This window comes from Tessaracoccus aquimaris (assembly GCF_001997345.1).
In the GTDB taxonomy this organism is placed as follows: domain Bacteria; phylum Actinomycetota; class Actinomycetes; order Propionibacteriales; family Propionibacteriaceae; genus Arachnia; species Arachnia aquimaris.
This window is the reverse complement of sequence record NZ_CP019606.1, coordinates 114,435-137,698: the sequence shown is the minus strand read 5'-3', so window position 1 is coordinate 137,698 and position 23,264 is coordinate 114,435. Positions and strand designations below refer to the sequence as shown.

Sequence of the window (23,264 nt, the reverse complement as noted above, 5' to 3'; positions counted from 1 at the left end):
ACGCGGATCCTGCCCGAACGGCCAGCCTCAGATGTCGCCGAGCAGTTCTCTCATGCCGTCCAGGCCCGCGGCGGCGATGTCGCCGAGGCGCTCGCGGACCTGGGGCGTTGAGACCTCGTCGAGGGTGTCGCAGGCGAGGTGATAGCACCGGTCGCGTGGGGCGTCGGCGGTGCCCCGAAACGCTGCGCCTCGTCGCCGCTGAGCGGCTCGCCAGCGCCGGTGTAGAAGCCGGCGACCCCGATGTCGAGGCTCTCGAACCAGGCGTGATCGGAGGCACCGGTGATGCTCAGCACCTGGTAGCCGACGTCGTGGCGTTCGAGTTCAGCGGAGAAGGCCTCGAACGGGGCCCCAGCGCCGTACAGGCCGATCAGGCCGTTGGTGGAGGCGACCATGTCGAGGTTGACGTAGCCCGCGATCCTGCCGACCTCCTCCTGGCTGAGCGACTTCACGTAGGCGCCCGAGCCGACAAGGCCGAGTTCCTCCGCTCCCCAGAACGCGACGCGAAGGCCGTCGGCCCGGCCCTCCGCGGCGAGGCGCTCGGCGAGCGTCAACGCGAGCGACACCCCGGAGGCGTTGTCGTTGATGCCGGGGCCGGCGGGCACCGAGTCGAGGTGTGCCCCCAGGACCAGTACGTCACCGTCGCCGGTTCCTGGCCAGTCGGCGATCAGGTTGGTGACCTGGATGGTCTCGCGGCTCTCCTCGACCGTGACCTGCACCACGATCCCACCTTCGGAGGCGGCCGCCGCCAGGGCCGCGCCCGCCGCGTCGGAGATCCCGACGCTCGGGATGAGGTCGTCGCGGTCGGCGAGTTCGCCGCGCAGGTCTCCCTGTCCGGGAGCGTTGTAGACGATCAGGGCGAGTGCGCCCGCCTCGTGTGCGAGGGCCGACTTCTCGGTGAACGGGCACCTGCCTCGCTGCACGAGCACGACGGCTCCCTTGGCCGCGGCGTAGTCGTCGAGGGTGCAGCCGAGCGGGTCCGTGGTGAGCGCTACGGGGGCGGTCGCCTCGCCCCCCGGCGTGCGGGTCATCGGTTCGACCGTGCCGAGGTCGACCTGGGTGCCCTGGACCACCCGCACCGCCGCGGTGCTGTTCTCCTCGACCACTGCCTCGCTGGTGTGTCTGCTGGTGGTGAACCCCGCCCTGGCGAGGCTCTGCTCCGCGTAGTCAAGCGACGCGTCGTAGCCGGAGGTGTCGTGCGCGCGGGTGCCTGCATTACCGTCGGCGATCCGCTGGAAGGCCTCAAGGTGCGCGAACACCCTGTCGGTGAGCTGTTCGCCCGTCCACGGCCCCTCCGACGGCCCCTGGGACGCCGGGGCCGGGCTCACCGGTTCGCTTGGCTGCGGCGCCTCGGAGGTGCAGGCGAACAGCGCGGCGGCGGCGAGCGCGGCGGGGAGAAGTCGTCTCATCCGCTCAGGCCCGATCCCCCCGGTCCGCCTCATCCAATGCCGCCTCGAGCGAGGCGATCGCCTCGGGCGTCATGGCGGGCAGCGGTCCCGTGTCGAACAGGCCGCCCGACAGCGCCGCCGGGTCGAGCATCTCGTCGAGCTCATCGGGCGCCATCAGGTCCTCGTCGAGCACGAGCTCGCGGATCGACTCTCCGTCGTGGAGCGCCCGCTTCGCGAGGCGGGCCGCCGCGGCGTACCCGATCCGCGGGGTCAGCGCCGTGACGACCCCTACGGAGGCGTCGACGTTCGCGCGCAGCCTTTCCTCGTTGGCCGTGATCCCGTCGATGCAGTTGATCCGCAGCGTGCGCACCGCCCGCCGCAGCCAGGTGGCGTTCTGCAGCAGCACGTGCGCCATCACCGGCTCGAACGCGTTGAGCTGGAGCTGGCCCGCCTCGGAGGCCATCGAGACGGTGACGTCGGCGCCCGCGATGATGAAGGCGACCTGGTTGACGGCCTCGGGGATGACGGGGTTGACCTTGCCGGGCATGATCGAGGAGCCGGCCTGCTTTGCCGGCAGGTTGATCTCGTCCAGCCCGACCTGCGGGCCGGAGCTGAGCAGCCTGAGATCGTTGGCGATCTTCGACAGCCGCATCGCGGAGCGCTTCAGCACCGAGGACAACGACAGGAACACGCCGGTGTCGCTAGTGGCCTCGATCAGGTCCTTGGCGTTGGCGAGCTGCTCCAGGCCGGTGATCTCGCGCAGGTGCCGCAGCACCGCAGGCGCGTAGTCGGGCGGAGCAGTGATGCCGGTGCCGATCGCGGTCGCACCCAGGTTCAGCGTCCAGAGCAGTTGGCGGACGTCCTCGAGCCGGTCGAGGTCTTCGCCGATGGTGGTGGAGAAGCCCCAGAACTCCTGGCCGAGGGTCATGGGCACGGCGTCCTGCAACTGGGTGCGGCCCACCTTGAGCACCTCGCGGAACTCGCGGCCCTTCGCGGCGAAGGAGTTGCGCAGCAGCCGCAACTCGACGATGAGCCGGGTCATCGAGTAGACGAGGCTCAGCTTGACGGCGCTCGGGTAGGTGTCGTTCGTCGACTGCGACCGGTTCACGTGGTCGTTGGGCGAGAGGTACTGGTAGTCGCCGAAGGGTCGGCCCGCGAGCTCCAGGCCGCGGTTCGCGATCACCTCGTTGACGTTCATGTTGGTGGAGGTCCCCGCGCCGCCCTGGATGACGCCCACCACGAACTGGTCGCGCAACCTGCCGTCGATGATGTCCTGCGCCGCGCGGTCGATCAGGTCGGCCCGCTCCGCGTCGAGGACGCCGATCTCGCTGTTGGCGCGCGCGGCCGCCTGCTTGACCTGCGCGTAGGCGACCAGCAGGTCGGGGTACACGTTGATCTTTCGCCTGCTGATCCGGAAGTTCTCGATGGCCCTCGCCGTGTTGATGCCCCAGTACACGTCGTCGGGGATTTCGAGCTCTCCGAGGGAATCCCTCTCGATTCGCACCATGGGTGCCACCGTACCGATTGGGGGTCGCCGCGCAGGCCTACCCGGGCACCGGCGGCGGCTCTGATAGGTGTAGAGCATGGAGATCGAACTGCTCGCCTGGGTGATGGTGCGCGACGGCGACGGCCGGGTACTGCTGGGGCGCCGCGCCGGCACCGCCCTGGCGGACGGGCTCTGGAACCTGCCCGGCGGACACGTCGAGCCACGCGAGTCGGTCGCGCAGGCGGGCGCGCGAGAGGCCGCAGAGGAGGTTGGCGTGCAGATCGCACCCGAGGACCTGACGGTGCACGGCGTGCAGCGCTGGAGCGTCGCCGGGGCGTCCGGGTTCAACATCCTGCTTGTCGCAGACCGCTGGGCGGGCGACCCGACGCCACTGGAGGGCACCTCCGAGGTGGGCTGGTTCGCCCCGGACGCGCCGCCCGTCGACATCCTGCCTTGGCTTCCCGCGGTGCTGGCCCGGCCTTCGTCGGGGTCGCTCTGGTGGGACGAGGTGCCCGGCTGAGCACCGACGCATCAGCGGAGGGTCGCGGCGGCCTCCAGCGCCATCCATGCCTGCAACTGCGTGGAGAGTTCCACGACGTCGGTGTGGACCGGCGGCTTCAGCGAGGTGTCCTGCGGGAACACCGTCACCACCCGGCCGCGGAACCCGCGATGCTCCCGGCCCCGCCACAGGTTCTCCGCGGTCGCCGCCACCAGATCCCCGGCCAGCGCGCGGGTGCCATCCGGCAGTCGGCTGTCGTTGGCGGCGAGCGCAAGGTAGCGGGTCAGGATGCCAGTGAACAGGCCGCCGTCGCCGGACTGGTGCGTGATCAGCACCCGGCTGGCCGGCCTCACCAGGTGCTCGCCCACCGCCGCGATGTGTCTGGCCGCGGCGGCAAGGTTGGCGTCGTCACCCAGTTCGAGCATGGTGCCGAGCGCCGGGCCCTGGTTGTAGGTGAACACCCACCTGGTCACCTCGGGGACCCCGTTGCTGAGCCGAATGCCGTCTCGGAACAGGCCCGACTCGTCGGCGAGTACCAGGCGCAGCCAGCGCAACAGGTCGGCCGCCTGACGCCGCTGCCCCGCGCGCGCCAGGAAGAGCGAGATCGGCCCGGTGGCCGCCGTCGCCTTGTACTCGCGGTCGGTGCGCCAGAACGATCCACCGCCGAAGTCGGGGGTGAGCGCCGACTCGAGCCGCTTCCGGAGCCGGACCCGGCGCGAGCCTGCGCGCTGCGCCGCGAGCGAGAGCCAGGCCATGTCGTCGAAGTAGTGGTTGCGGTATCTGAACCCGTTGCGCACCCAGATGCCGGTCAACTGGCGGTTGATCAGGCCCTGGTCGACCAGTCGCGAGCCACGCAGCCGCGCGTCGACGAGGCAGTCGAGCAGGTGGGCCTGCCACCAGTAGTCCCAGCGCCGCAGCGGCGCCTTGGGGCGTTGCACCGCACCGAGCCGCAGGTAGGGCACGCTCATGGGGCGCTGGAGGAAGGCCTCCAGGACGCTGCGTGCCGCCTCGTCCGCGCGGGCCTGACTCACCGGGCCAGGTTCTGCAGCAGCAACGCCTCCGCGAGGGTCGCCTTGTGCAGGTCGGCGAGGTCGAGGGACTCGTCGATGCCGTGCATCCGGGAGGTCGGGTCGACGACCGCGGTCAGCAGGAAGACGGCGTCGGGGTTGAGTTCCGCGAACTCGGCCACGATCGGGATGGAGCCGCCGGTGCCGATCTGGACCGCGTCCACCCCGAACGCCTCCTTGAACGACGACAACGCCGCCTGTGCCTTGTCGCTGCTGAGGTCGATGGTGGTACCGGAGCCGCCCTGGCCGGGCTCGACCGTCACCTTCGCCCCCCAGGGGGCGTTGTTCACCAGGTGATCGCGCAACGCCGCGGTGGCCCGCTTGGCGTCGTCCCCGGGGGCGATCCGCACGCTGACCTTTGCCCTTGCGCTCGGGATCAGCGTGTTGGAGGCGTCCTTGACCGGCGTGGCGTCGATGGCGAGCACCGAGGCGGAGGGCTTGGTCCACATCCGCGCCGACGCCATGCCGTCGCCGATCCATTCGACGCCGTCCAGGATGCCGGTCTCCTGACGGAGCCGATCCTCGTCGTACTCGACCTCCGGGTCCGGAGCGGTCAGCAGGCCCTCGATCGCCACGTTGCCGCGCTCGTCGTGCAGGGTCGCCAGCAGCCGACACAGGCTGGTCAACGCGTCGGGGACCACACCGCCGAACTGGCCGGAGTGGAGGCCCGTCTCGAGCGTTGAGACCGTCACGACCGCGTCGACCACGCCGCGGAGAGTCGACGTGAGGGCTGGCTCGCCGACCTTCCAGTTGACGGCGTCCGCGATGACGAAGACGTCGGCCTTCAGCTCGTCGCCGAAGCGCTCGAGCAGCGCCGGGATGGTGGGTGAGCCGATCTCCTCCTCACCCTCGATGAAGATCTTGACGCCGACGGGCGGCGCTCCGAGGAACGAGCGCAGCACCCCGAGGTGCACCGCGATGCCGCCCTTGTCGTCGGCCGAGCCGCGGGCGTAGAGGCGGCCCTCGCGCTCATCCGGCGAGAAGGCAGGCGAGGTCCACTGCTCGACGTCGCCGGTGGGCTGCACGTCGTAGTGCGCGTACAGCAGGACGGTCGGCTGCCCCTCTGGCGCGGGGTAGTGACCGAGCACGGCGGGCTTGCCTCCCGCGACCTCGAGGAACCGAACGTCTGGGCAGCCGGCCCCGCGGAGCAGTTCGGCGACCATGTCCGCGGCGGCGAGGACATCGTCGTCATGCTCCGGCTGGGACGAGATCGACGGGATGGTGATGAGGCGCTTCAGGTCACTCAGGACGGAGGGCATCGCATGGTTGACGGCATCGGTGAGGCTCATGAAGCCAGCCTACCGACAGCCATGCGCCCCCGTTTCAGTACGCCCCTCGAGAGCTGAGCACCGCGCTCGCCGTCCTCGCGATGATGACGATGTCCTGCAGCATCGACCAGTTGTCGACGTAGTAGACGTCGAGGCGCACCGTCTCATCCCATGGCAGGTCGGAGCGGCCGGACACCTGCCACAAGCCGGTGAGGCCTGGCCTCACGTCAAGCCGTCGGACGGTGTCGCGGTCGTACAGCGCCACCTCCCGGGGCAGCGCGGGGCGCGGCCCGACCAGGCTCATGTCGCCGCGCAGCACGTTGAGGAACTGCGGCAGTTCGTCCACCGAGAAGCGGCGGATGAACGCCCCGACCTTCGTGATGCGGGGATCCTTGGCCATCTTGAACAGCACCCCTGCTCCCTCGTTGGCCGACTCGAGCGCCGCCTTCCTCGCCTCGGCGTCGGTGACCATCGACCGCATCTTGAAGCACTCGAACTCCTGGCCCATCCGGCCGACCCGGGTCTGCCGGAAGAACACCGGCCCCCCGTCCTCAAGCTTGATGGCAAGCGCCGCGGCCGCGACGATCGGGGCAGAGGCCAACAGCAGCAGTGACGAGCCGACGATGTCGAAGGCCCGCTTCCCCCACCGGGACGCCTCGAGGGCATGTGGCCGCTCCACGTGCACCAGCGGCAGCCCGCCGACCGGTCGGGTCGCCAACCTGCCTGCCGAGATGTCGGTCACCGCGGGCACCACGATCATCTCCGTGGAGAGCTTCTCCATCTCCCACGCCACGCGCTTGAACTGCTGACCGTCCTGAAAGGAACCCTCTGCGAAGATCACCGCCCTCAGCGGGAGGCGCCGCACCAGTTCCGTCACGTCCTCGACCTGGCCGAGGACGGGAAGCCCGCCCGGCGTCTCCGGGATATCGCTCGTGGTGAGCGCCCCCACGATGTCGTAGCCGAGCCACTTCTCCCTGCGCAGCACCCTCGAGATCGAGTCGATGTGGCTCGGGGTCCCCACCACGACGACGGGCGAGTTGAGCACGCCGCGGACGCGGAGCCTGTTGAACAGCCTTCGCCTGCCGTGGCGCAGCAGGAGCAGGAGCGAGGCCCCGCCGAGGAAGGTGAGCACGAAGAAGGCGCGCGACAGGTCCTGGTTGAACAGGTAGCACCCGATGCCGATGCAGCCCGCCAGCGTCAGCGACGCGGTGGCGACGCGCTGGTACTCCTCCATGCCGGAGCGCAGGTGATGCAGCGAGTACGCGCCGAAGGCCACCAGCACCAGCAGCCAAGCCAAGGGCAGGAAGGCAAACAGCCACCATGGCAGTTCGCCTCGCTGGCCCCATCCGAAGCGCAGTGTGAACGCGACGGTCGCGACGGAGACGATGACGATCCCGTCCGCGATGGCGAGCAGGGCATGCTGCCGCCGTTGATTTCCCTGCACGAATCTTGCTAGGGAGTCACCCAGCCGCGTCTGTGCGACGGGAAACTCCAATTCCGCTGCGACCATGGCAACGTCCCCCTAGAGCGCACAACGACAGCCCCCCAGCTGTCGCGTGAACCGCTCGAAGGCGCAATTCTCACACTTTGAGAGGTCTCAAGCAAGGGGTTTGCTCCACGGCTTCTGGCCAGACCATTTCTTCCCGCTCAGCTGAGCGCAAACAGCGTTGTCTCGGCTGTGACCAGCGGCGATATTCGCCGGCGCCGACACGCCGGAAGGGTCGACCCGTGGGGTGGGAACCACCGCCGAGGGCGCCAACTGCAAGTGCTGACGGGTCCGCGAAGCCGCGCCAGTGGCGGCGCCGTCGGCGCGGATGGCATGGTGGTGGGATGCGACAGATCTACGTGGAGTCCGGGGTCAGGATGGCGGCGTCGGATGGGGCAGCCGTCTGGTGTTTCGACCTCGACCTCTGGGGTGTCTGCGTCCAGGCCCGCACCGCGGACGACGCGGTGGCCGCCTGGGAGTCGACCCACGGTGCGGCCAAGGTCGTCGAGACGATCGTCGGGGATGAGGGGGCCTTCGATCGCGATCGTCGGCCTGCCTCGGCCACCGAGGCCGCCGCCACGGCGGCGATCCTCGCCCGGCAGCGCCTCCGTGCACTTCGGATCCTCGGGTCGCTGCCGACGGAGGTGCTGGAGCGCGACGATCCGCGCCGGGAACTGCCCGACTGGGCCCGGTGGCGCACCATTTCCCAGACGCTGTGGCACATCACCGATGCTGAGTCGCGCTACTACCTGCCGGCCCTCGGCCTGCCCGGCCGCGAGAGGCAGGCGACGCTCGCAGCCGAGTTGGAGGCGTCGCTGGCTCACGTGCTGCTGGCACTCGCACGCCTCGACCCGCGGGCGCACCGCGAGTCCGGGGGCGAGGTATGGACCGCAACCAAGGTGCTGCGCCGCCTCGCCTGGCATGAGCGGGGCGAGCTCGACGCGATCGACGATCTGCTCCGAGGGTGGGGGCTGGCTGTTCCCGGCGAGGGCTGACGCGGCCGCGACTGCGCGCGGAGCGGACGATCCTCGCGTGTGTCACGCTTGGGCATGGATGAACCGTTGTCAACCACCAGATGGCCTGCCTCGCGCATCGTCGGCGTGGTGCTCGCCGTGGTCGTCGGGGTGCCGTTCCTGTGGGTGCTCGTCAGCGTCTTCGTGAGTCGGCTCCACTTCGGTCCCGACCCGCACGGCTATGTGCTGATCTTCGGGACCTTCGCCTGCCTGATCTTCGGCCTGCTGACCGCGATCGCGCTGCCATGGGCGTTCCCACTGTCGGCCCGGCCGCGCGCCTTCGTGTGGTCGTTCGTCGGCTACGCGGTCATCGCGGCTGCACTGATCGTGATGCTCGTGACCGCCTGACCCCCAGGGCCCTCGGAAGCCTCGACCACCGCTCCTATCTTCGGATAAGCAGAAGTTGTATTCTGTCTATGTGAAGATCCGTCCGCCGTTGCTCGCGCCGCTGCTGCGCTCCGACCTGCAGGGCGAGTTGCTGGCGGAACTCTTTCTGCATCCAGGGCAGGAGTCCACGCTCACCGACCTGGCGACCCGGCTCGGCGCCGGGCTGACCACCGTGCACACCGAGGTGGGGCGGCTCTCCGAGGCCGGCCTGCTGCGCGAGCGGCGGATCGGCAGGGCCCGCCTCGTCGCCGCGGATCCAGAGCATCCGCTTGCTCCCGCCCTGACGGAACTGCTCACGCTCAGCTACGGCCCGACCGCGGTGCTGCCGGGGCTGCTGCGCGGGACCAAGGGTCTCGATGAGGCGTTCGTCTACGGGTCCTGGGCCGCGCGCAGGCTCGGGGAGCCGGGGCCATTCCCCGAGGACGTGGACGTGCTGCTGATCGGCGCCGTGTCCAGGCGCACCGCGGCGAGGCTCCAGGCGGAGGCGACCGCCGCGCTGCGGCGCGACGTGAACCTCACGGTCCTCTCCCCATCCGAGTGGGTCGAGCCGACGCAGGGCTTCACCCGCACCGTCAAGAAGTCTCCCCTCGTGGCGCTCGCGGTCCCGTAGTCTCGGGCCATGGCGGTACGAGACGACCTGGCCGACCTCATCAAGGAACGCCGCATCGAGACGGTGGCGGCCGATCCGGCGCAGGCCCAGGTGCTGCGCGACCAGGCGCGGGCACACCTGGCCAGTTCCCGGATGATCGGCCACACGGATGTGGCCGGGGCGTTCTCGCTCGCCTACGACGCGATCCGCAAGCAGTTGACGGCGTTGCTGCTGGAGCACGGCCTCCGCGCCAAGAGCGCCGGGTCGCACGCCGCGACGGCGCAGGCCGCCCAGAAACTCCTGAAGGGCTTCGACCCGGCGGGCTTCGAGTGGCTGCGACTGGTGCGCAACGCGACCGAGTACGGCTCCGAGAAGCGACCCGGCGCGACCATGGAGGACGTGGAGGCCGCCTGGGAGTTCGCGGCGGAACTCGACGACCTCCTCGCGGCCTGAGCCGACCGTCAGTGCTGGGTCAGCGACACATCGTGAGGGGCACCGGGTCGGGCCGCGCAGCGGTGCTGCCGAGCGCGATGGTGCGACCGTCGCTCTTCAGCAGCGACTCCATGATCTCCAGCACGTGCAGCCCGACCTCGCCCGAGACGCGCGGGGCGCTGGGCCGGTTCTCGGCCCAGTCGAACAGGCCGATGCCGCGCCCCGCCTCGACGTAGCCCGCCGACGGGGGGATCGCCGCGAAGCCGTCACCGCCGAGCGGCGCCAGCCGGACCTCACCGTCGAACTGGTTGGGATCGGGCACCGCGAGGCTGCCCGCGGTGCCGTGGACCTCCAGGTGCGACGAGGCGGTGGCGACGGCGTCGAAGCTCATCACCAGTGTCGCGACGGCGCCCGAGGCGTGGCTCAGCACGCCGGTGACGTGCGTGTCGACCTCGACGGGGAACGACTCCCCGGCCCGCGGGCCGGACGCGACGGTGCGCGCCGCGCGGCTACGGGACCCGACGCCGACGACCGAGACGACGGGGCCGAGCAGGTGCACCAGGGCCGTGACGTAGTAGGGGCCCATGTCCATCAGCGGGCCGCCTCCGGGCAGGTAGTAGAAGTCCGGGTTCGGGTGCCAGGCCTCATGGCCGGGCGTGACCATGGTGGCGGTCGCCGCGACCGGCTCACCGATGAGGCCGTCGTCGACGGCCCTCCTGGCGGTCTGGATGCCGACGCCGAGCACCGTGTCCGGCGCGCAGAGCACGTCGACGCCGCGCGCCTCGGCGGCACGCATCACCTCGGCCGCCTCCGCCATGGTCGCGGCGAGGGGCTTCTCGCCGTAGACGGGCTTGCCCGCCGCGATGGCTGCCAGCGCGACCCGGGCGTGCGCGGCGGGGGTGGTCAGGTTCAGCACGACGTCGACGTCGTCGGCGCTCAGCAGGTCCTCGAGCGTCACCGCCCTGGCCGCCTCCCCCTGCGTCCGGCTCAGGTCGGCCGCGACGTCGGCGGCCCGCTCGGCGTCGAGGTCCGCGACCGCGGCGACCGTCACGTCGGGCAGCGCGGCGAACGTGTCGAGGTACTGGCCGAGGATGTTGCCGAGGCCGACGATGCCGACCCTCAGCGGCTCGCCCACGCGATGCCCCTCTCGATGATCTGGCGCACGTTCGGGTCCTCGACGTCCTCGAGGCGGTGCCCTGGCGTTGCGACGACGATCCGCCCCTTGCCCCACGACCTGGTCCACACCGCGGGGCAGGTCACCGGCCTGCTCCACGGGTCGCCCGGGCGGGCGGCAAGCGTCGTGGTGGCGAGCACGTCGTTGAGGTCGTCGCTGAGGACCCAGTACTGCTCGGTCTCGAGGTCGAAGTCGTCGAGGCCTGCCGTGATCGGGTGCTCGCGGCCCAGGTCGGTGAGTTCGATGGTGTGGCGGATGAAGTTGTCGGTCTCGTCCCCCACCCGGTGCTCCTCCGGCTTGCCTGGGTGCGCGGCGAAGAGGCCGCCGATGAGTTGGTTGTAGTCGGCCGAGTTGCGGAACGAGTCGGCGATTCCGCCGTGCCAGCCGACCAGGCCGGTGCCGCGCTCCACTGCGGCCCGCAGCGCCGCGACCTCAGCGTCGGCGATCGTGGACATGGTGACGCACTGCACGATGAGGTCGACAGAGTCCAGGTCGCCGAGGTACGCCTCGGTGGACGACTCGACGTTCACGTCGAAGCCGGACGCCTCGAGGTAGGTCAGGATGGAATCGGTGGTCCGGACGGGGTCGTGCCCCTCCCAGCCGCCGCGGACGATGAGACACCTTCGACTCGACATGACAGCCATCCTAGTTGCGCTGGTTGAGCCATGAAGGACGCGTCAGCGGACTTCATCGGTCGAAACCACCCGCGCCCGACAGGGGGCCCCAGACACAGCACCGGACGCCAGGGGTTTCGACACAGCAGCGGGCGACTCCGTCGCCGGGGCTGGCTCAACCAGCAGGTCCCAGCACCGGACGCCAAGGGTTTCGACCGATGAGGCGCCGCTCCGCGCCGCCTCATGGCTCAACCAGCGCTGCTCAGCCTGCGTTCAGGGCCGAGGGGATCGGCGCGAGCCACACGTCCCTCGTCTCATCCAGCGACAGCGAGATCAGGCCGACGAACTCCAGTTCCGACTCGCCCGTCACCTCGCCGATCCGCTGCGCAGGGACGCCGCGCTCGGCGCAGAGCGCCTCGAACTCCGCGACAGACGAGCCGGGCAGCGACACGACGGCGCGCGCCGCAGACTCGGAGAACAGAGCGACGGTCGGCTCACCCTCCAGCGTGACCGCGAAGCCGACCCCGTTGCGGAAGGCCGACTCGGCAAGCGTCGCCGCGACGCCGCCCTCGCTGACGTCGTGGGCGGAGGTGAGCAGGCCGCGCTTTGCGCACTCCCCCATCACCGAGGCGAGCGCCTTCTCCGCGGCCAGGTCGACCTTCGGGGGCACGCCGCCAAGATGTCCGGGCGCAGTGACGGCCTCCCAGATGGACCCCGACAGTTCCTCGCGGGTCTCGCCGAGCAGGTAGATCGCGTCGCCCGGGTGCTGGAAGCCGCTGCGGATCCGGGTGGCGACGTCGTCGATCACGCCAAGCACGCCGATGGTGGGCGTCGGCAGGATCGGCGTGGACGCCGTCTGGTTGTACAGGCTGACGTTGCCGCCCGTGACGGGGACGCCGAGTTCGCGGCAGCCGTCGACCAGGCCGATCACGGCCTCGGAGAACTGCCACATCACCTCGGGGTCCTCGGGGGAACCGAAGTTGAGGCAGTCGGTGATGGCGACGGGCTCCGCGCCGGTCACGGCGACGTTGCGGTATGCCTCGGCCAGCGACAACTGCGCCCCGAGGTACGGGTTCAGGTAGGAGAATCGAGAGTTGGCGTCAAGCGAAAGGGCGATGCCGAGCCCGGTCTCCTCGTCGATGCGCAGCATCCCGGAGTTCTCGGGTTGCGCGAGCACGGAGTTGCCCCGCACATAGCGGTCGTACTGCTGCGTGACCCACGTCTTGTCCGCGACGTTGGGATGCGCGAGCACGCCGAGCACCGCGGCACGGACCCCTCTGCGGAGTTGTCGCGGGGCAGCGCCTCCGCGGGGTCGGCGTTGACGGCGTCCAGCCACTCGGGGCGGTGGTACGGGCGCTCGTAGACGGGGCCCTCGTGCGCGACCGTCCTGGGGTCGACGTCGACGATGGTCTCGCCGTGCCACTGGATGATCAGCCGGTCGCCCTCGATGACCTCGCCGACGACCGTTGCGAGCACGTCCCACTTGGCGCAGATCTCCATGAAGCGCTCGACATTGGCGGGCTCGACGACCGCCATCATGCGCTCCTGAGACTCGCTCATCAGGATCTCCTCCGGCGCGAGATTCGGGTCGCGCAGCGGGACGAGGTCGAGGTCGACGAACATGCCGCCGTCGCCGGCCGACGCAAGCTCGGAGGTGGCGCACGAGATGCCGGCGGCGCCGAAGTCCTGGATGCCGTTGACGATGCCCGCCTGGAACAGCTCAAGCGTGCACTCGATCAGAAGCTTCTCCATGAACGGGTCGCCGACCTGCACGCTCGGCCGCTTCGCGGGGCCGGTCTCGTCGAAGGTCTCGGACGCGAGGATCGACGCGCCGCCGATGCCGTCGCCGCCGGTCGCGGCGCCGAACAGGATCACCTGGTTGCCGACGCCGGTGGCGTGGGCGAGGTGCAGGTCCTCGTGGCGCAGCACGCCGACGCACAGCGCGTTGACCAGCGGGTTACCGAGGTAGGAGGGGTCGAACTGGACCTCGCCGCCGATGTTGGGCAGCCCGAGGCAGTTGCCGTAGCCGCCGACGCCCGCGACGACGCCAGGCAACACCCGCAGCGTGTCGGGCTCGTCGAGCGGGCCGAAGCGCAGCGAGTCCATCACGCCGATCGGGCGGGCGCCCATCGCGAGGATGTCGCGGACGATGCCGCCGACGCCGGTCGCAGCGCCCTGGTAAGGCTCGACATAGGAGGGGTGGTTGTGCGACTCCGCCTTGAACGTGACGGCGTAGCCCTGGCCGATGTCGACGACGCCCGCGTTCTCGCCGATGCCAGCAAGCAGCGGCCCGCGGGGCGTCTCCTGGGACAGCGCGCCGAACTTCTTCAGGTGCACCTTGGAGGACTTGTAGGAGCAGTGCTCCGACCACATCACGGAGTACATGGCCAGCTCGGCCGAGGTGGGGCGGCGGCCGAGGATCTCGCGGATCCGGGTGTACTCGTCGTCCTTGACGCCGAGCGCCGCGTAGGGCTGCTCGAGCTCAGGGGTCTGGATCGCGTGCTCAACGGTGTCTGCCACGGGCCCAATCTATCGGGTTCGGCGCGAGGAGGGCTCATCCGATCATCGGCCCCGTCCCACCCGCCGCGGGGGATGCCCTACGGTGATGGCCATGCGCACCCGCTCTGACATCACCTGCTGGCTCACCGACATGGACGGGGTGCTCGTCCACGACTCGCGCGCGCTGCCTGGGGCGCCCGAACTGATCGAGCAGTGGCGCCGCAACGACACGCCGTTCCTGGTGCTGACCAACAACTCCAGTTACACGCCTCGCGACCTGTCGGCGCGACTGCGCGACGCGGGCCTCGACGTGCCTGAGGATCGGATCTGGACCTCCGCGATGGCGACGGCGCAGTTCCTGGCCGAGCAGAAGCCGGGCGGCTCCTGCTACGTGGTCGGCGAGGCCGGCCTGATCACCGCCCTGCACGAGAAGGGGATGATCATGACCGATCGGCACCCCGACTTCGTGGTCGTCGGTGAGACCCGCACCTACTCCTTCGAGTCCATCACCACCGTCATCCGGTTGATCGACGCAGGCTCGCGCTTCATCGTCACCAACCCCGACGCGACCGGCCCGGCGCTCGACGGCATCGTGCCTGCCACCGGTGCGATCGCGGCGCTGATCACCAAGGCGACCGGCAAGGAGCCGTACGTGGTCGGCAAACCGAACCCGATGATGTTCCGCTCCGCGCTCAACAAGATCAAGGCGCACTCCGAGACCACCGGCATGATCGGTGACCGGATGGACACCGACATCGTCGCGGGCATCGAGGCGGGCCTGCACACCGTGCTTGTGCTGACCGGCATCTCGACGCCCGCCGTCGTCGAGCAGTTCCCGTTCCGCCCGAACGAGACCCTCGACGGCGTCTTCGAACTGCTGCAGAGCCAGTGAACCGGCGTCCGACTAGCATCGACGCATGACAACCTGGGACGCATTCCTCAGCAGCGACTCCTTCCCCGTCGCCCCCGAGACCCAACCCGCCGAGACCCACGCGTGGGACCGTGGCGGCGTGGACGGGGCCGGGACCTTCACGGCTCTGCTTGCCTCCGCGCAGGTCCAGCCCTTCACCTCCGACGGCATCGACTACGAACTCATCACCTGGGGTGACGGCGAGACGGGGTGGGTCGTCACGCCGCCCAGCGGCGCCGTGGACGAGTCGGCCTCCCCCACGCAGCGGCAGGTCGCCCGCCTGTTCGGGGGCATCGTCGCCGCCTACGGAACCGACGACGAGTGGTGGGAGAACCAGCGCTGGGTGCTCGACGCCGACGCCCGCGGCGCGGACTTCGGGGAATCGGTGAGCGCCTACGCGTGGGCATGGGAGGACGAGGATCTCGAGATCCCGTTCGACCCCGCCGACTACGCACCCGTCGCGCTCGAGGCCAACGGCAACCTGCTCGTGACGCACCGCCGCGACGACACCCTGCTCGCCTTCCTGCCGGATCACGCCAGGGACGACGTCACGGTCCTCGACGGCTGCCCGGAGTACTCCGTCTACACCGTCGACGACGCCCCGACGCTGCCTGCTTGGCTGGACGCGCAGGCCGAACTGTTCGCGCGGGGCTGAGCCCTCAGTCGCCGAGGTTCGGCAGCCCTGGGCGCGGCTTGGCCGCCTTGCGGGCGTCCGCGGCGACCTCGGCCTCGTAGGCCCCCTCGATCACGAGCCTGCGCAGCGTGCGTGGGGCCGTCGGGTTCGCCGCGAGCCAGTCCGCGGCGTCCACGTGGCCACGGTCCGGGAACCCTGCCCGCACCAGGCGCATCGCGATCTCGATGGGGTGCTCCTGCCACACGGGAAGCAGCATCTCGAAGTACGGCCCGACGAACGGCGCGCGCAGCCTGCCCTGGCCCAGCGCGTTGTACCCCGCCATCAGCGCGTCGACCTGCTCGTTGGTCTCTCCGCCCACGACGTGTGCCCGTCGCCACGCCTCGGCCTTGACGAGCGGGTCGGGCTGCGACGCCCAGCAGCGCAGCCGTGACACCCGTCCCGCGGCGGTGTCGTCGGTGGCGAGCACCGCGTCCAGTTCGGCGTCCGTGACGGAGCCCTGCGTCGCGAGGGACTCCCACGCCAGCCACGTGAGGTCGACCGATGCCTCGAGGCCGGGCACGGCGCCGTCGGCGAGCAGCCAACGGACATCCTCGGGCGCCAGGGACGCGGCCCGCAGGTAGGCCTTCGCCCACAGCAGTTGCTCCGCCGAGCCGGGCTCGGCCCCCAGCAGCGCCGCGCGGGCCCCGTCACGCCAGAATGCGGCGAGGGGGTGGCGTCCGGCTCGGCCGCGTAGCAGGACACGGCCGTCATGGACCACCCGAGCACGGCGGTCAGGAGCCCGCTCTGCTTCTCACGGGCGGCGAGCACCGCGGCGACGAACTGGCGGGCGGTGATGGCGCCCGCCCGCAACTCGGTCCAGAGGGCCGTCCAGGCGACGGCGCGCGCAAGCGGTTCGAGGTCGCCGATGTGACCGAGCAGCACCTCGCGGCCGCGTTCGTCGAGCGCGACCGCCGCGAAGGTGTGGTCCTGGTCGTTGACGAGCACCAGGTCTGGCGCGAGGTCTCCCCGGGCGAAGTCGACGCGGGTCGCGTCGTCGTGCAGCGTGACCGCCTGCCGCTCGGCGAGTTCGAGCCTGCCGTCGCGCAGTTCGTAGAGGCCGACGGTGGTGGCGTGCGGGCGGCGGGCCGAGTCCGGGCCGATCCGCTCGATGGTGAGGCCCGCGACGCGACCCTCGTCGTCAAGGACGGTGACGGGGCGGAGCGTGTCGTGGCCCGCGCTCTCCAGCCACGCCGCGATCCAGCCACTGAGGTCGGCGTCGGTCTCGGCGTCGAGGGCCGCGACGAAGTCCTGCAGCGTGGCAGCGGAGAAGGCGTGCTCCGCGAAGTAGCGGCGGGCGCCCGCGAGGAACGCGTCGAGGCCGACGTAGTGGACCAGTTGGGTCAGGGCCGCGGAGCCCTTCGAGTAGGTGATCCGGTCGAAGTTCGTCTTGGCGGCCTCCAGGTCGTCGATCCGGGCGACGATCGGGTGCGTGGTCGGCATCGAGTCGGCCTGGTAGGCGCCGACCTTGCGGCCGGTGGCAAAGTTGACCCAGCCGTCGGCGAACCCGTTGGCCTCGACGGAGACGTGGCTGCCCATGAACTCGGCGAAGGACTCCTTCAGCCACAGGTCCCCCCACCAGCGGCAGGTGACGAGGTCGCCGAACCACATGTGGCTCATCTCATGCACCAGGGTGTTGGCGCGGGCCTGCAGTTGATAGGGCGTGGCAGGCGAGCGGAACAGGTAGGCCTCGGTGAAGGTGACAAGTCCCGGGTTCTCCATCGCTCCGAGGTTGTATTCGGGGACGAAGATCTGGTCGTACTTGGCGCCCCACGGGTACGGGCCGAAGTTCTCGGTGAACCAGGTGAGCGCCTCGCGGGTCAGGCGGAACAGTTCCTCGGCGTCGAGGTAGCGGGCGAGGCTCTCGCGGCAGAGCAGGCCGAGTTCCATGCCCTCCCACCGGTCGGTGACGCGGTGGTACGGCCCAGCACAGAGGCACGTGATGTAGGTGGAGAGCACCTCGGTCGGCTCGAACTGGACCCGGACGACGCCGTCGGCGACGACCTCCCGGGACGCCTTCGGCTGGTTCGATCCGAACCACCAGCCGTCGGGGCCGGTCAACGAGAAGGTGAACGGGGCTCGCAGGTCGGGCTGCTCGAAGTTGGGGAAGACGCGCCGCGCGTCGGCGGGCTCGTACTGGGTGTACAGGTACGTCTGCCCGTCTGCCGGGTCGACGAAGCGGTGCAGGCCCTCGCCGGTGCGCGAATACAGCGCCGTCGCCTCGACGCGGACTGTGCAGCGCGCCTCGGGGAGCCCCGTCAACCGGATCCGGGCGCCGTCGTAGTCGACCTCGCGGGCCTCGCCGTCGACGGTGACAGCCGTGACGGCCGCACCGATGAAGTCGAGCCAGGTGTCGCCGGTTGCGGTCAGCTCGATGGTCGTCGCGACCGGATAGCCGGGCACCTCCGGGGAGACGGCGTCGCGCACGTCGACGTCGACGCGGTACGAGTGGAGGGTGACCGCCCCTGCGCGGTCGGCGGTCTCGAACTGGGTGAGGTTGGCTGACATGTTGACCATCCAACCACCCCCGAGGTGTGGTGCCGAACCCGGCGTCGGCGCCTCAGACGCGCGAGGACAGGAACTGCAGGACCGACTGGAAGAACCTCAGCCCGTCAACGGTCGGGGAGGTCAACTCCTCGACGTTGTGCTCCGGGTGCGGCATCAGGCCGACGACGTTGCCGCGCTCGTTGGTGATGCCCGCGATGTCGTTGGCGGAGCCGTTGGGGTTGTCGAGGTAGCGGAACACGATCTGGTCGTTGTCCTCGAGGCGCTTCAGCGTCTCGGGTGAGGCCTGGTAGTTGCCCTCACCGTTCTTCAGCGTGATGGTGATCTCGTCGCCCTTCTCGAAGGCGCACGTCCAGATGGTGTCGACGGTCTCGACCCGGAGTCGCTCGTCGCGGCAGACGAACTGCTGCCCGGCGTTGCGGATCATGGCGCCCTCGAGCAGGTGAGCCTCGCACAGCACCTGGAAGCCGTTGCAGATGCCGAGCACGGGCATGCCCTTGTTCGCCGCGTCGATGACGGTCGACATCACGGGGCTGAAGCGGGCGATGGCTCCGCAGCGCAGGTAGTCGCCGTAGGAGAAGCCGCCGGGCAGGATGATCGCGTCGACGCCGTCGACCGAGTCGGAGCCGTGCCACAGCGGCACGGGCTCGGCGCCCGCGATCCGCACGGCGCGCAGCGCGTCCTGGTCGTCGAGCGACCCTGGGAACGTGACGACGCCGATGCGCGGCATCAGTTCGTCACCACGTCGTAGGACTCGATCACCGTGTTGGCGAACAGGGTCTCGGCGGCCCGCTCGATCTGGGCGAGCACCTCGGGCGTGACGTCGCCGTCGACCTCGACCTCGAAGCGCTTGCCCTGACGCACGGAGAGGCCCTGGAAACCGAGCCGCTGAAGGGCCCCGGTGACGGCCTTTCCCTGCGGATCGAGGATCTCGGGCTTTGGCATGACGTTGACAACGACGCGTGGCATGGCCTCACTCTATCGGCGCCGCCCCGGATGGCACTCTCCGCGGCGGGGGCGGACAGGATCGACCGGTGGTCCGCGGGCTCGGCGCGCCTCACGGTCGGCCTCTCGGGGCCCGGCAACCGCGCGGTAGCCTCGGCCCATGCCGTCCATGCGATCCGAGGTTCCGCCGTTCGAGGTGATGACGGTGCTGGACAGGGTCGCCCGGCTGCGCGCGTCGGGTCGCGACGTGATCTCGCTGTGCGCGGGCGAACCGGCGGGCGGCGCTCCCTCCGACGTCAACCGTGCGGCCGCGGAACTGCATGCGGCCGGGACGCCGTTCGGCTACACACCGGCCCTTGGCATCGCGCCGCTGCGCGAGGCCCTGGCCGGCCACTACCGGCGCTGGTACGGCCTCGACGTCGACCCCCGCCGGTTCGCCATCACGACCGGCTCATCGGGGGGCTTCCTGCTGGCCTTCCTCGCCGCGTTCGACCACGGCGACGCCGTGGCGCTCGCACGGCCCGGGTACCCGGCCTACCGCAACATCCTCTCCTCGCTCGGCTGCCGGGTCGTCGACCTCGACTGCGGACCCGAGGTGCGGTTCCAGCCGACGGTCGAACAGGTGGCCGCCGAACACGCCCGCTCCCCGCTCCGCGGCCTGATCCTCGCCTCCCCGGCCAACCCGACCGGCACCATGGTGACGCGCGACGAGTTGGCCGCACTCACCGCCTGGTGCGCGGAGCACGACGTGCTGCTGGTCAGCGACGAGATCTACCACGGCGTGACCTATGCCGGTTCCCGTGGCGTCTCGGCGCTCGAGTTCGGCGACGGCGCGCTGGTGGTGTCGTCGTTCAGCAAGTACTGGGGCATGACGGGCTGGCGGCTGGGATGGCTGGTGCTGCCGCCCGGCCTGGTCGAGGCCGTCGACGCACTGGCGGGCAACCTGGCGCTCTGCCCGCCCGCGCCCGCCCAGCACGCCGCGCTCGAGGCGTTCACGCAGGCGAGTTACGCCGAGTGCGACGCGGCGCTGGAGGGCTTCGCCGAGGCCCGCAGGCTGCTGCTCGGAGCGCACGACAGGCTGGGCTGGGGCGTCGCGGCGCCCGCGGACGGCGCCTTCTACTACTACGCGGATCTGGGCCCACAACTCGACAGGTACGCCGACTCGAGCGCGTACGCGGCGGCGCTGCTCGATGCCACGGGCGTCGCGCTCACGCCCGGCACCGACTTTGACGCGGCCAACGGCCATCGGACGGTGCGGATCAGCTTCGCCGCGGGTCCCGGGGCCATCGCGGAGGCCATCGAGCGGATCCTCGACTTCCAGGGCTGAGCGCCCCGGGCCTCACAGCAGCAGCGTCAGCGCGAGGGTCGCCAAGGCGAGCGCCAGCATGCCGAGACAGTTGACGAAGAAGACGCGGCCGTAGAACCGGGCCCGGACGTGCGCGATCACGGCGGCGACGAAGTAGGCGACGACGCCCACGTTCGCGGCCACTCCGATCCCGGGCAGCCAGAAGCCGGCGACCAGACCGGCGACCGCGAGAAGTTTCACGTAGATCAGCAGCCACCACCAGTCGCGCGGAAAGCGGACCCCGTCGAGGCAGTCGCGGATGAATCCGGGCGGCCGCAGCGACATCGCGGCGTCTGCGAGCACCACGCAGGCGAGCAGCGCGGTGGGCCACAGGGGAACCGAACTCAGGTCCATGTGACCTCCTGACAAGCGATGGCGGTGACACCACTGTGCCAAAGACCTCGTCAGAGGTCCAGAGGTCACGAAGCGCGGCTCAGCGCGAGACGCTCGGATCCCCCTCGATCCAGAACCGCAGCGGAAAGTCGGTCGCCTTTCCGAGCCCGATGCGGGGGCCGGAGGCGATCGTCGGCTCAGGGCCGGGACGCGGCGTCAAGGTGATCCCCGTGCTGCCGTCAAGAGGTGCCCCGACGTCGGCGAGCGTGATGCCGAGCGCGACGGTCAGCCGGGCGGGCCCCGCGGCCAGGTCGTTGTCGGAGCGGGTGCGCCCCTTTGCCGAGCGCCTGGCGCGCGCCGCCTCGAGGCCCTCGACGATCTCTCCCGCACGGATCAGCACCCCGGTGGGGGTGCCGTCGACGGCGACGACCACGTTGAAGCAGGTGTGCAGCCCCATGTGGCGGTAGACGTAGGCGTGCAGCGGCGGGCCGAACATCGCCGCGTTGCGGGCGGAAGGCCCGCGGTAGGCGTGTGAGCCCGGGTCGAACCCGCCGCCGTAGGCCTCGACCTCCATGATCCGGGCCGTGACGCGGCCGTCGTCGCGTTCGACGCTCAGATGGGCGCCGAGCAGCCCTCGGGCGCGCGCCGCGACCTTGTCCAGCAGCCGGCGCGCCTCCCCCGGCAGGTCGCCGTAGGCGATGTCGGAGGGGACGAGGCTCATGCGCCGGGCACGTCCAGCAGTGTGACCAGGTCGGCGTTCAGCGGCGAGGTTGGTAGCGGGTCCCCGTCGACGTGCGTGATGCGGGCGAGGATGCGTCCGCTGGAGAGCAGCCATGCGCCTCGGCAGCGGGCGAAGTCGTCGGCGTGCAGCGGCGCGAACCGCATGGTGAGGCCCGCCGACTCTGCGGCGGTGGCCAGGTCGTCGATGGTGATGGAGCGAAGGATGCCGTCCAGCGGAGGGGTGACGAGTTCGCCGTCGAGGTCGAGCACCACCGAGGAGGTGGGGCCCTCGAGCAGCGCCCGCTCTGGGGTGGTGAACACGACGTCGTCGGCCCCGTTGGCGACCGCGTAGCGTTTGGCGGCCATGTTGATCCCGTAGGACAGCGACTTGGCTCCTGGCAGCAGCCACGGCAGGTCGGCGATCTGGGTGCCGTCGAAGCCGCGGTCGAGCAGCAGCACCCGCACCCCCTCAGTGCGCTGCCTGCGCGAGGCGGCGTCGAGTGGGGCGGCCATCACCCACCCGTTGGGCTCCTCGATGCCCTCGGCCCCCGGGTGTGGATCATCCGCAGCACCGCCTCGGGCGAGGCGGCCCAATCCCAGGCCGCGAGGACGGCGTCGACGGCGCGGCCGAAGCCTGCCCGGTCGGGGGCGGGTAGGTGGAGAAGCCCTGCCGAGACGCCCAGGCGGTCAAGGTGCGCCTCCAGGTCGCGCGCCTCGCCGTCGACCGCCAGCAGGGCGTCGAAGACACCGTCACCGCGGACGACGCCCTGGTCGTCCGCCCTGACGATGGGCTGAGCCGGGTCAATGAGGGTTCCGTCGAGCAGCGCGACCATCGTGATTGCCATGGCCCGACTCTAGGCCAGCGGTGAAGGAAGAGGGTGCGCGGGGCGCGGAACGGTGACGGTACTGACCAGGCCGCACCGTAGTCTTGTGGCGCACGAGGAGGGCATATGAGCAATCAGAGTTGGAACGGCGGCCAGGGTGGATACCCGCAGGGCGGTCAAGGCGGTCAGGGAGGCTACGGCCAGGGCGGCGGATACCCGCAGGGCGGCCAAGGCGGCCAGGGCGGCTACGGCCAAGGCGGCGGATACCCCCAGGGCGGCCAAGGCGCCCAGGGCGGCTACGGCCAAGGCGGCCAGGGCGGTTACCCGCAGAGCGGTCAGGGCGGCTACGGACAGGGCGGCCAGGGCGGCTACCAGCAGGGCGGCTATCCCCAGGGTGGCCAGGGCTACCAGGGCTCTCAGCAGTCCTACGACCAAACGCAGGCCTTCACGCAGGGCGGCGGAGGCCCTCAGGGCGGCGGCGGTGGCGGCTCCAAGCTGCCGCTGATCATCGGTGGCGCGATCCTGCTGATCGGCATCATCGGCGTTGTCATCTTCTTCCTCACCAGGGGCGACGGCGGGGCGGCCGAGCCCAAGCCGACCTCGACACAGGCGCAGCCCAAGCCGACTGACAAGCCCTCGCCCAAGCCGACGGAGCCGGAGCCTCAGCCCAGCGAGCCCGCGCCGCAGCCCAGCGAGCCAGCGCCCCAGCCGAGCGAGCCGGCCCCCCAGCCGAGCGAGCCGGGAACCGATCCAGGTGAAATGCCCGAGATCTCCCTCGACGACATCCCGGCCGACGTCAACGGGTGGAAGGCCAGCACCATCGCCGACGTCTTCGTCGTCTACGAGAAGCAGGGCACCCCGGGGCAGATGACCGTGATGGCCTTTGGTGACGACCTGGACGTCGAAACGTGGTCGCTGGGCCTCGCCGACAAGGTGAAGTCCAGCGGCGATCGCGTCGCGTGTGGCACCAGTACCGACATGGCGACCTGCTTCGTCTCGACGAAGGAGTTCGGCGTCGTCATGATCGGCGGAAGCGACAGCGCCATCAAGATCCCCGATGTCGCGGCGGTCGCCGACGCCATCGCGGCCAAGAACGCCTGAGCCAGTCCACGG

23 protein-coding genes and 2 pseudogenes are annotated in these 23,264 nt (G+C 70.6%); 9 read left to right on the top strand and 16 right to left on the bottom strand.

The window, feature by feature from the left end; translation table 11 throughout:
- Window positions 1-50: 50 nt before the first annotated feature.
- Entirely contained in the window at window positions 51-1,406 is a 1,356-nt protein-coding gene (locus BW730_RS00665; protein ID WP_158522436.1) for a M28 family peptidase, read from the bottom strand.
- Window positions 1,407-1,410: 4 nt separating this feature from the next.
- Window positions 1,411-2,892 (bottom strand): aspartate ammonia-lyase, encoded by a 1,482-nt coding sequence (locus tag BW730_RS00660; RefSeq protein WP_193432354.1) that lies wholly within the window; start codon window positions 2,890-2,892, stop codon window positions 1,411-1,413.
- 76 nt (window positions 2,893-2,968) lie between these two features.
- Between BW730_RS00660 and BW730_RS00655 the strand changes: the two genes are divergently transcribed.
- A complete protein-coding gene (locus BW730_RS00655; RefSeq protein WP_077684623.1) occupies window positions 2,969-3,391 on the top strand; it encodes an NUDIX domain-containing protein in 423 nt (140 codons plus the stop codon).
- Window positions 3,392-3,402: 11 nt separating this feature from the next.
- On the opposite strand, the gene BW730_RS00650 is transcribed toward BW730_RS00655, so the two are convergent.
- Genes BW730_RS00650 through BW730_RS00640 form a run of 3 tightly spaced genes read right to left on the bottom strand, consistent with a single transcriptional unit; the run spans window position 3,403 to window position 7,149 of the window.
- On the bottom strand, window positions 3,403-4,401 hold the full coding sequence (locus BW730_RS00650) for a glycoside hydrolase family 76 protein (protein ID WP_077684622.1): 999 nt from the start codon (window positions 4,399-4,401) through the stop codon (window positions 3,403-3,405).
- Complete coding sequence (locus tag BW730_RS00645) at window positions 4,398-5,726, bottom strand: dipeptidase (RefSeq protein ID WP_077684621.1); 1,329 nt, start codon at window positions 5,724-5,726, stop codon at window positions 4,398-4,400. Before BW730_RS00645 ends, BW730_RS00650 begins: the two co-directional genes overlap by 4 nt.
- 34 nt (window positions 5,727-5,760) lie before the next feature.
- The gene (locus BW730_RS00640; RefSeq protein ID WP_226996931.1) at window positions 5,761-7,149 is read right to left on the bottom strand and encodes a sugar transferase; all 1,389 of its coding nucleotides are present in this window, start codon (window positions 7,147-7,149) and stop codon (window positions 5,761-5,763) included.
- Window positions 7,150-7,535: 386 nt separating this feature from the next.
- On the opposite strand from BW730_RS00640, the gene BW730_RS00635 reads away from it, so the two are divergent.
- The 4 genes from BW730_RS00635 to BW730_RS00620 all read left to right on the top strand — a co-directional run bounded on the left by BW730_RS00635 (window position 7,536) and on the right by BW730_RS00620 (window position 9,633).
- Window positions 7,536-8,186: a hypothetical protein gene (locus BW730_RS00635; protein ID WP_077684619.1), complete on the top strand. Its 651-nt coding sequence runs from the start codon at window positions 7,536-7,538 to the stop codon at window positions 8,184-8,186.
- Window positions 8,187-8,252: 66 nt separating this feature from the next.
- Window positions 8,253-8,552 (top strand): hypothetical protein, encoded by a 300-nt coding sequence (locus BW730_RS00630; protein ID WP_145952657.1) that lies wholly within the window; start codon window positions 8,253-8,255, stop codon window positions 8,550-8,552.
- 70 nt (window positions 8,553-8,622) lie between these two features.
- The gene (locus BW730_RS00625) at window positions 8,623-9,201 is read left to right on the top strand and encodes an ArsR family transcriptional regulator (RefSeq protein WP_077684617.1); all 579 of its coding nucleotides are present in this window, start codon (window positions 8,623-8,625) and stop codon (window positions 9,199-9,201) included.
- 9 nt (window positions 9,202-9,210) lie between these two features.
- Window positions 9,211-9,633 (top strand): hypothetical protein, encoded by a 423-nt coding sequence (locus BW730_RS00620; RefSeq protein ID WP_077684616.1) that lies wholly within the window; start codon window positions 9,211-9,213, stop codon window positions 9,631-9,633.
- A gap of 19 nt (window positions 9,634-9,652) precedes the next feature.
- Here BW730_RS00620 and BW730_RS00615 read toward each other — a convergent pair whose 3' ends face one another.
- The 3 genes and pseudogenes from BW730_RS00615 to purL form a co-directional block, all read right to left on the bottom strand.
- Window positions 9,653-10,747: a Gfo/Idh/MocA family protein gene (locus BW730_RS00615; RefSeq protein WP_077684615.1), complete on the bottom strand. Its 1,095-nt coding sequence runs from the start codon at window positions 10,745-10,747 to the stop codon at window positions 9,653-9,655.
- Window positions 10,732-11,421, bottom strand: coding sequence for a ThuA domain-containing protein (locus tag BW730_RS00610; RefSeq protein WP_077684614.1), 690 nt, complete (start codon window positions 11,419-11,421; stop codon window positions 10,732-10,734). The genes BW730_RS00615 and BW730_RS00610 overlap by 16 nt, the downstream gene beginning before the upstream one ends.
- A gap of 241 nt (window positions 11,422-11,662) precedes the next feature.
- Window positions 11,663-13,920: pseudogene (gene purL, locus BW730_RS00605) on the bottom strand (phosphoribosylformylglycinamidine synthase subunit PurL).
- A gap of 91 nt (window positions 13,921-14,011) precedes the next feature.
- Here purL and BW730_RS00600 point away from each other — a divergent pair.
- Window positions 14,012-14,791: an HAD-IIA family hydrolase gene (locus BW730_RS00600; RefSeq protein ID WP_077687467.1), complete on the top strand. Its 780-nt coding sequence runs from the start codon at window positions 14,012-14,014 to the stop codon at window positions 14,789-14,791.
- Window positions 14,792-14,816: 25 nt separating this feature from the next.
- A complete protein-coding gene (locus BW730_RS00595) occupies window positions 14,817-15,464 on the top strand; it encodes a hypothetical protein (protein WP_077684613.1) in 648 nt (215 codons plus the stop codon).
- Between the two features lie 4 nt (window positions 15,465-15,468).
- Here BW730_RS00595 and BW730_RS19885 read toward each other — a convergent pair whose 3' ends face one another.
- From BW730_RS19885 to purS, 4 genes and pseudogenes are all read right to left on the bottom strand, one after another.
- Complete coding sequence (locus BW730_RS19885; RefSeq protein WP_250637750.1) at window positions 15,469-16,200, bottom strand: ERAP1-like C-terminal domain-containing protein; 732 nt, start codon at window positions 16,198-16,200, stop codon at window positions 15,469-15,471.
- A gap of 20 nt (window positions 16,201-16,220) precedes the next feature.
- Window positions 16,221-17,987, bottom strand: a pseudogene (gene pepN, locus BW730_RS00590) (aminopeptidase N); the annotation flags it as partial.
- 52 nt (window positions 17,988-18,039) lie between these two features.
- Window positions 18,040-18,714: a phosphoribosylformylglycinamidine synthase subunit PurQ gene (purQ, locus tag BW730_RS00585; RefSeq protein ID WP_077684612.1), complete on the bottom strand. Its 675-nt coding sequence runs from the start codon at window positions 18,712-18,714 to the stop codon at window positions 18,040-18,042.
- On the bottom strand, window positions 18,714-18,953 hold the full coding sequence (gene purS, locus BW730_RS00580; protein WP_077684611.1) for a phosphoribosylformylglycinamidine synthase subunit PurS: 240 nt from the start codon (window positions 18,951-18,953) through the stop codon (window positions 18,714-18,716). The genes purQ and purS overlap by 1 nt, the downstream gene beginning before the upstream one ends.
- 136 nt (window positions 18,954-19,089) lie before the next feature.
- On the opposite strand from purS, the gene BW730_RS00575 reads away from it, so the two are divergent.
- Window positions 19,090-20,256, top strand: coding sequence for a pyridoxal phosphate-dependent aminotransferase (locus tag BW730_RS00575; RefSeq protein WP_077684610.1), 1,167 nt, complete (start codon window positions 19,090-19,092; stop codon window positions 20,254-20,256).
- 12 nt (window positions 20,257-20,268) lie between these two features.
- Here the strand turns inward: BW730_RS00575 and BW730_RS00570 are convergent, their stop codons facing one another.
- From BW730_RS00570 to BW730_RS19875, 4 genes are all read right to left on the bottom strand, one after another.
- Window positions 20,269-20,628: a DoxX family protein gene (locus BW730_RS00570; RefSeq protein WP_077684609.1), complete on the bottom strand. Its 360-nt coding sequence runs from the start codon at window positions 20,626-20,628 to the stop codon at window positions 20,269-20,271.
- Window positions 20,629-20,707: 79 nt separating this feature from the next.
- Window positions 20,708-21,328, bottom strand: coding sequence for a DNA-3-methyladenine glycosylase (locus tag BW730_RS00565; protein WP_077684608.1), 621 nt, complete (start codon window positions 21,326-21,328; stop codon window positions 20,708-20,710).
- Window positions 21,325-21,840: an aminotransferase class IV gene (locus BW730_RS19880; RefSeq protein WP_077684607.1), complete on the bottom strand. Its 516-nt coding sequence runs from the start codon at window positions 21,838-21,840 to the stop codon at window positions 21,325-21,327. The genes BW730_RS00565 and BW730_RS19880 overlap by 4 nt, the downstream gene beginning before the upstream one ends.
- Window positions 21,840-22,172: an aminotransferase class IV gene (locus BW730_RS19875; RefSeq protein WP_145952656.1), complete on the bottom strand. Its 333-nt coding sequence runs from the start codon at window positions 22,170-22,172 to the stop codon at window positions 21,840-21,842. The genes BW730_RS19880 and BW730_RS19875 overlap by 1 nt, the downstream gene beginning before the upstream one ends.
- A 105-nt stretch (window positions 22,173-22,277) precedes the next feature.
- On the opposite strand from BW730_RS19875, the gene BW730_RS18840 reads away from it, so the two are divergent.
- The gene (locus BW730_RS18840; RefSeq protein ID WP_226996929.1) at window positions 22,278-23,252 is read left to right on the top strand and encodes a hypothetical protein; all 975 of its coding nucleotides are present in this window, start codon (window positions 22,278-22,280) and stop codon (window positions 23,250-23,252) included.
- Window positions 23,253-23,264: the final 12 nt, after the last annotated feature.